6 protein-coding genes and 1 pseudogene are annotated in these 6,052 nt (G+C 65.5%); 5 read left to right on the top strand and 2 right to left on the bottom strand.

Annotated features, from left to right (window positions below; genetic code table 11):
* Positions 1-640: SDR family oxidoreductase (locus VN856_RS12115; RefSeq protein ID WP_325689284.1), on the top strand; the 640-nt coding region annotated here is incomplete at its 5' end.
* A 33-nt stretch (positions 641-673) separates the two neighbouring features.
* On the top strand, positions 674-1,819 hold the full coding sequence (locus VN856_RS12110; protein WP_325689282.1) for an AI-2E family transporter: 1,146 nt from the start codon (positions 674-676) through the stop codon (positions 1,817-1,819).
* Here the strand turns inward: VN856_RS12110 and VN856_RS12105 are convergent.
* Both VN856_RS12105 and VN856_RS12100 read right to left on the bottom strand, forming a co-directional pair.
* On the bottom strand, positions 1,800-2,597 hold the full coding sequence (locus VN856_RS12105) for a dienelactone hydrolase family protein (protein WP_325689280.1): 798 nt from the start codon (positions 2,595-2,597) through the stop codon (positions 1,800-1,802). The genes VN856_RS12110 and VN856_RS12105 overlap by 20 nt on opposite strands.
* Positions 2,598-2,615: 18 nt before the next feature.
* Positions 2,616-3,251, bottom strand: coding sequence for a DUF4245 domain-containing protein (locus VN856_RS12100; protein WP_325689278.1), 636 nt, complete (start codon positions 3,249-3,251; stop codon positions 2,616-2,618).
* A gap of 55 nt (positions 3,252-3,306) precedes the next feature.
* Here VN856_RS12100 and glpX point away from each other — a divergent pair, with 55 nt between their 5' ends.
* The 3 genes and pseudogenes from glpX to VN856_RS12085 form a co-directional block, all read left to right on the top strand.
* On the top strand, positions 3,307-4,338 hold the full coding sequence (gene glpX, locus VN856_RS12095; protein ID WP_325689276.1) for a class II fructose-bisphosphatase: 1,032 nt from the start codon (positions 3,307-3,309) through the stop codon (positions 4,336-4,338).
* Between the two features lie 17 nt (positions 4,339-4,355).
* On the top strand, positions 4,356-5,762 hold the full coding sequence (locus VN856_RS12090; RefSeq protein ID WP_325689274.1) for a class II fumarate hydratase: 1,407 nt from the start codon (positions 4,356-4,358) through the stop codon (positions 5,760-5,762).
* 2 nt (positions 5,763-5,764) lie between these two features.
* A pseudogene (locus VN856_RS12085) lies at positions 5,765-6,052 on the top strand (nuclear transport factor 2 family protein); the annotation flags it as partial.

Here is a 6,052-nt window from a genome sequence, read left to right as displayed (position 1 = left end):
GGTGAAGGCCGCCGTCGACGCCGTCGTCGCCCGCGCCGGACGGCTCGACCTGATGTTCAACAACGCCGGAATCGCTTGGGGCGGAGACACCGAACTGCTGACGCTGGAGCAGTGGAACGCCATCATCGACGTCAACATCCGCGGCGTCGTGCACGGCGTGACCGCCGCGTACCCGGTGATGCTGCGGCAGGGCCACGGCCACATCATCAACACCGCCTCGATGGCCGGGCTGACCGCGGCAGGCCAGATCACCAGCTACGTGACGACCAAACACGCGATCGTCGGGCTGTCACTGGCGCTGCGCTCCGAGGCCGTTTCCCGCGGGGTGGGTGTGCTGGCGGTGTGTCCGGGCGCCGTCGAGACCCCGATCCTGGACAAGGGCGCGATCGGCGGCTTCGTGGGTCGCGACTACTACCTGCGCGGGCAGGGCATGAAGAACGCCTACAGCGCCGACCGACTGGCCCGCGACACGTTGAAGGCGATCGGCCGCAACAAGGCGCTGTTGGTCAAGCCGACGCAGGCCTACGCGTCCTGGGTCTTCGCCCGGCTGGCACCGGGTTTGTTGCAGCGAATGTCGGTTCGATTCATCGCCGATCAGCGCAAGCGGCAACACGCGAAAAGTGGCGCCCCAGACGGCTAGGGTTCGCTTCGACACCAACGCGGAGGGCGGGCGATGAATACGGACTTCACCCTCACCCAGAAACGGGCCCTTGCGGTCGTCACCATCGTCAGCCTGCTGTTCGCCGCATACTTCCTCCGCAATTACTTCGTCCTGATCGTGGTGGCCGCGGTCGGGGCGTATTTGTTTACGCCGCTTTACAGTTGGTTCGGTCGCCGGCTTGGTAGCGGGCTGGCAGCCACCTGCACGCTGCTCTCGGCTCTGCTCGTGGTGATCGTGCCGGTCGGCCTGTTGGTCGTGTTGGCGATCGTCCAGATCTCTCGGATGGTGACTTCGGTCGCGGGCTGGGTGCAGAGGACCAATCCCAGCGATCTTGGCAACACCATCCTGCAGGCCGTCAATCAGCTATTGGCGCGGGTGCCGTTCCTGCACGTGACGGTCACCGCGGAGTCGCTGCGAAAGACGATGGCGACCGTCGCGCAAAAGGGCGGCGAATGGACCCTGCATTTCCTGCAGAACACCGCCGGCAGCCTGTTCGGCGCCGTCACCTCCGCCATCATCTTCTTGTACGTGTTCGTCGCGTTGCTGACGAACCGCGAGAAATTGCTCACCCTGATCCGCCAGCTCAACCCGCTCGGCGACGAAGTGACCGATCTGTACCTGCGGAAAATGGGCTCGATGGTGCGCGGAACCGTGAACGGTCAGTTCGTCATCGCGTTTTGCCAGGGGGTGGCCGGAGCCGCATCCATCTACGTCGCCGGATTTCACCACGGGTTCTTCATATTCGCGATTCTGTTGACCGCACTGTCCATCATTCCGTTGGGCGGCGGTATCGTCACCATCCCGTTCGGCATCGGAATGATCTTCTACGGCAACATCATCGGCGGCGCGTTTGTCGTCGCTTGGCATCTCCTGGTGGTCACGAACCTCGACAACTTTTTGCGCCCGATCCTGGTTCCGCGCGATGCCCGGCTCAATCCGGCGCTGATGTTGCTTGCGGTGTTCGCGGGAATCGCGATGTTCGGCCCGTGGGGCATCGTCATCGGCCCCGTGCTGATGATCGTCATCGTCACCACCATCGACGTCTATCTGGCGGTCTACAAGGGCGTCGAGCTTCAAGAAGACGACGACCAGGACAGCAAACCTGGTTGGGTGGCCCGCTGGAAGGCGCGCCGAGCGGCTAAACCAGCCGCTCCTTGAGGAACTCGACGACGCGCTTGCGCGCCTCGTAGGCCGGGTGACCGTCGACCTCCCGGACCTCCAGAGTCAACACCGAATGCGCCGCCCGGCTGAACCCATGCTGATTGCCTGGGCCGGAGTCGATCTCGATCACCTCGAACGCGTCGCCGAGCCGTTGTTTGAGCGTGGTGAACCGTTCGCCGGGCGACATCAAGTCCTTGCTGAATCGCAGACCCATCGCGCACACGCCTTCCTTGGCGGCGCGGTCTTTGAACGCGTTCAGCTCGACATCGCTGAGCCCGGCATCGCGGCGCTGGCGCGGGGTCAACGGAAACGGCGTCGACGGCTGGCTGAGCACCGGTGCCAGCACGCTGTCGTCGACCGCGGCGGCCAGCGCGAATCCACCGGTGAAACACTGGCCGATCACACCGACGCCTTTGCCCGGTGTCGACGCTTTGAGGTCGCGCGCTAATGCGCGCAAGAAATCCGCAACCGGCCGATGTTTGTTGGTCGCGAGCGCGGCGAATTCCCGTGCCACACAAACACGTCGGAGAGAATCAAGCGTGTAGCCGACTGTGACCGGCCGGCCCGGCTCGCCGAATAGTGACGGTATCGCCACGGTGAAACCGTTGTCCACCAAGTGATTTCCCAATCCAAGCACGCCGGGATGGATGCCCGGTACCTCGGGGATCAGCACCACACCGGGCCCGTCGCCACGGCGGTAGACGTCGTGGGTGTGCCCGCCGCCGGTGAACGGCTTCGCTGACCAGCCGGTGAGGTCGGCTTCCGGTGCAGTCATGGAGGGTGGTCCCTTCTCTTACCTGTGTGCGGGTAGGGGTGGCTGCGATTGAGTGGCCGCGGCCAGCGTACGAAACTCGTCGGCACTGCCGGCACCGGTGATCGCGATCTGGGCGGGACCGGCCGGGTTGTCCAGCCGCGTCGTCCACACCGGCTCGACCCCGTCGCCCTGGTAGGTGATCCAGCGGGTGCCGTCCACGTCGACGGTTCCACTGGGATACATCGACGCGTGGATCGAAGAGACCAGCTTGACCTCGTCGGCGTTGCTTTGCGTGAGGCTCAGGTACTCACCGGCCGGGCTGATATACCCCACTATGGAGGTGACGGCGTGTAGCCGCTGATGGGTCGACGGATCGGTCCGGCCGTCGGGGATACCGCCGCGGCCGCCGGAGTTGGCCTGCCAGCCCTGGGGCAGCCGCGGCAACCGGACCGGTAAGCCGAGCGTCAGCGCGTCGGCCCGCAGAGCGCTGGAGGCGTCATAGGACGGCACCGGTCCGCGGTTGATTCCACCCGGCGAAAACGAACACATCCCGACCAGGCCTGCCAGCACGATGCAGGCGACGACCAGCGGCGCGATCGACCAGAACATGTCCCGGCCGTCCTGCAGCAGCCGGGGCTTGGCCGGTTTGGCCGTCGGCTCTGGCTGTGTGGTCATTGCACGAGTATCCCAGCTCCGGAGCTGCAACCCGGCTCTGGGACAATTGGCAACCATGAGCGCAGGTTCTCGTCGTGAAGCCCCGGACCGTAACCTGGCCCTCGAGCTCGTCCGGGTCACCGAAGCAGGTGCCATGGCCGCCGGTCGCTGGGTGGGCCGCGGCGACAAAGAGGGCGGCGACGGCGCCGCCGTCGACGCGATCCGCCAGCTGGTGAACTCGGTGTCCATGCGCGGCGTCGTCGTGATCGGCGAAGGTGAGAAAGACGAAGCGCCGATGCTCTACAACGGCGAGCACGTCGGCAACGGCGACGGCCCGGAATGCGATTTCGCCGTCGACCCGATCGACGGCACCACGCTGATGAGCAAGGGCATGCCGAACGCCATCTCGGTGCTCGCGGTGGCCGACCGCGGCTCGATGTTCGACCCCTCGGCGGTGTTCTACATGAACAAGATCGCCGTGGGACCCGACGCGGCCCACGTCCTCGACATCACCGCGCCGATCGCTGAAAACATCCGCGCCGTGGCCAAAGCCAAAGGGCTGTCCGTGCCGGACATGACCGTCGTGATCCTGGACCGGCCCCGGCACGCGCAGCTGATCGAGGATGTGCGGGCCACCGGGGCGCGGATCCGGCTGATCACCGACGGCGACGTGGCCGGCGCGATCTCGGCCTGCCGCCCGGGCTCGGGCACCGACATGCTGGCCGGCATCGGTGGCACTCCGGAGGGCATCATCACCGCCGCGGCACTCCGCTGCATGGGCGGCGAGATTCAGGCGCAGCTGGCGCCCACCGATGACGCCGAGCGGCAGAAGGCGCTCGACGCCGGTTACGACCTCGATCAGGTGCTGACCACCGGCGACTTGGTATCCGGGGAGAATGTCTTCTTCTGCGCGACCGGCGTCACCGACGGCGACCTGCTCAAGGGTGTGCGCTACGAGCCGGGCGGCTGCACCACCCAGTCGATCGTGATGCGCTCGAAGTCGGGCACGCTGCGGATGGTCGAGGGCTTTCACCGGCTGACCAAGCTCAACGAATACTCCGCGATCGACTTCACCGGCGACAGCAGCGCCGCATACCCACTGCCGTAACCACTACCCAGCGAGGAATGCTCCCAATGGCAGACACCGAATACCGCATCGAGCACGACACCATGGGCGAGGTCAAGGTGCCCGCGAAAGCGTTGTGGCGCGCCCAGACTCAGCGCGCGGTGGAAAACTTTCCGATCTCCGGACGAGGGCTCGAGCCCACCCAAATCCGCGCGTTGGGTCTGCTGAAAGCCGCCTGCGCGCAGGTGAACAAGGACCTTGGGCTGCTGGCCGCGGACAAGGCCGACGCGATCATCGCCGCCGCCGCCGAAATCGCCGACGGTAAGCACGACGAGCAGTTCCCGATCGACGTCTTCCAGACCGGGTCGGGCACCAGTTCCAACATGAACACCAACGAGGTGATCTCGAGTATCGCCGCCGCCAACGGCGTGACCGTGCATCCCAACGACGACGTCAACATGTCGCAGTCGTCCAACGACACCTTCCCGACCGCCACCCACATCGCGGCCACCGAAGCCGCAGTGCGCCATCTGATCCCGGCGCTGCAGGTGCTGCACGACGCGCTTTCCGGCAAGGCCCGGGAGTGGCACACGGTGGTCAAGTCGGGCCGCACACACCTGATGGACGCCGTGCCGGTCACCCTCGGCCAGGAGTTCTCCGGCTACGCCCGCCAGATCGAGGCCGGCATCGAACGGGTCAAAGCGACGCTGCCCCGGCTGGGTGAGCTGGCGATCGGCGGCACCGCGGTGGGCACCGGCCTCAACGCTCCCGACGGCTTCGGCGCCAAGGTGGTCCAGGTGCTGGTGAAAGACACCGGCTTGACCGAATTACGCACCGCAGTAAACTCTTTCGAAGCCCAGGCGGCCCGTGATGGGCTGGTCGAAGCGTCCGGCGCGCTGCGCGGGATCGCGGCCTCGTTGACCAAGATCGCCAACGATATCCGCTGGATGGGATCCGGTCCGCTGACCGGTCTGGCCGAGATCCACCTGCCGGACCTGCAGCCGGGCAGCTCGATCATGCCGGGCAAAGTCAATCCCGTTCTGTGCGAGGCGGTTACCCAGGTCGCCGCTCAGGTGATCGGCAACGACGCCGCCATCGCCGTCGGCGGACTGTCTGGTGCGTTCGAACTCAATGTCTACATCCCGATGATGGCCCGCAACATCCTCGAGTCGTTCAAGTTGCTGGCCAACGTGTCCACGTTGTTCGCCGAGCGGTGCATCACCGGGTTGACTGCCAACGTCGAGCACCTGCGCGTGCTGGCCGAGTCGTCTCCGTCGATCGTCACGCCGCTGAATTCGGTGATCGGTTACGAAGAGGCGGCCGCGGTGGCCAAGGAAGCAGTCAAGGAGCACAAGACGATTCGGCAGGCCGTGATCGACCGTGGGTTGATCGGCGACAAGCTGTCCGAAGAAGAACTCGACCGTCGCCTCGACGTGCTGGCGATGGCCAAGGTCACCGAGGAGTAGACATGCTCAGCGACGAACTCCGCCAACGGCGCCTGGCGCTCATCGAAGAGCACATGAACACCGAGGTGACCAAGGAGTTCGATCGCACCCTGGCCACCTTTAACGGGCACCCGCACTACGAGATCATGGCCACCGGCCAAGTTTTCGACGGTGACGACGAGGTGATGGGCTACTACCGGACCACCCGGACCGCATTCCCCGACCAGCGGCACGACAATGTGCACTTCCACGTCACCGAAGACGCGGTGATCACCGAATTCGACCTGCTGGGAACCAATCTCGGCGAGTTC

This window comes from Mycobacterium sp. (assembly GCF_035603715.1).
Taxonomy (GTDB): domain Bacteria; phylum Actinomycetota; class Actinomycetes; order Mycobacteriales; family Mycobacteriaceae; genus Mycobacterium.
This window is presented reverse-complemented; position numbering and strand designations above follow the sequence as displayed.

Bases quoted from the DNA above. Each gene is read 5' to 3' on its own strand.
- VN856_RS12110 (WP_325689282.1), top strand. From the start codon at position 674: ATGAATACGGACTTCACCCTCACCCAGAAACGGGCCCTTGCGGTCGTC.
- VN856_RS12105 (WP_325689280.1), bottom strand. From the start codon at position 2,597: ATGACTGCACCGGAAGCCGACCTCACCGGCTGGTCAGCGAAGCCGTTC.
- VN856_RS12100 (WP_325689278.1), bottom strand. From the start codon at position 3,251: ATGACCACACAGCCAGAGCCGACGGCCAAACCGGCCAAGCCCCGGCTG.
- glpX (WP_325689276.1), top strand. From the start codon at position 3,307: ATGAGCGCAGGTTCTCGTCGTGAAGCCCCGGACCGTAACCTGGCCCTC.
- VN856_RS12090 (WP_325689274.1), top strand. From the start codon at position 4,356: ATGCTCCCAATGGCAGACACCGAATACCGCATCGAGCACGACACCATG.